Annotated in this window: 1 protein-coding gene; it reads left to right on the forward strand. The window is 73.8% G+C overall.

The window, feature by feature from the left end; all coding sequences use genetic code 11:
• Positions 1 to 1,200: AMP-binding protein (locus tag AB0F81_RS51335; RefSeq protein WP_360211810.1), on the forward strand; the 1,200-nt coding region annotated here is incomplete at both ends.

Here is a 1,200-nt window from a genome sequence, read left to right on the forward strand (position 1 = left end):
GGCGGCGGCCGACCTGCGCGCGTCCGCGGCCGGCCTCGGCACCAGCGTCGGTGGGCTGGCCGTCGCCGCCGGCGCCCTGTACCTGCACCGCCTCACCGGCGAGCGGGACATCGTGCTCGGCGTTCCGACCCTCGGGCGCGAGAGCGCCCGGGAGTTCGCCACCCTCGGCATGGCCGCCAACGTGCTGCCGGTCCGGCTCCGGATCGACCCGGGGGAGTCGCGCCGCGAACTCGTCGCCCGGACCTCCCGGACCGTGCGGGCCGCGATGCGGCACCAGCGCTACCGGTACGAGGACGTGCTGCGGGACCTGAACGCCGTCGACGGCGCGCCGCTGTTCCCGCTGAGCGTCAACGTCATGTCGTTCGACTACCCGGTCCGCTTCGGCGACTGCACCGCGATCGCCCGGACCCTGTGCTCCGGCCCCACCCACGACCTGCGCGTCAACGTCTACGACCGGCCCGGCGCCGGTGAGCTGACCGTCGAGGCGGAGGTCAACGGCGACCTCTACCCCGAGACCGACGCCCCGACCCTGGCCGGCCGGTTCGTCCGGGCGCTGCGGGCACTGACCGACGCGGCACCGGACGAGCCGATCAGCACCAGCAGTCTGCTGGACGCCGGCGAGCAGCGGCGGGTGCTGATCGACTGGAACCCGCCGGCGGCGTCAGCGCCGGACCAGCCGGCGACCGCACACGGCCTGTTCGAGGAGTGGGTGCAACGGACGCCGGACGCGGTGGCGGTGGTGGGTGACGGCGTGCAGCTGTCGTACGCGGAGCTGGACGCGCGGGCGAATCAGGTGGCCTGGTACCTGCGCAGCGTCGGTGTGGGCCCGGAGTCGGTGGTGGCGCTGCTGCTGGATCGCGGCGTGGACTTCGTGGCCGCGGTGCTGGGTGTGTGGAAGGCGGGTGCGGCGTATCTGCCGGTGGACCCGCGGTACCCGGCTGACCGGATCGCGTTCATGGTCGCCGACAGCGGGGCCAGCCTGGTGGTGACCGTTTCCGGTCTCGGCACGGTGCCGGGGGCGGCGACGGTGCTGCTGGACGACCCGGGCGTGCAGGAGCGGATGGCCGGATGCGCGGCGACGGCCCCGTCGACCGAGGTGTCCGGGGACGGTCTGGCGTATGTGATTTACACGTCGGGGTCGACGGGGGTGCCGAAGGGTGTGGGGTTGACTCATGCCGGTGTGGTGAATCTGGCGGGGGC

It is taken from the genome of Actinoplanes sp. NPDC024001, from assembly GCF_040638955.1.
Classification (GTDB): Bacteria; Actinomycetota; Actinomycetes; order Mycobacteriales; family Micromonosporaceae; genus Actinoplanes.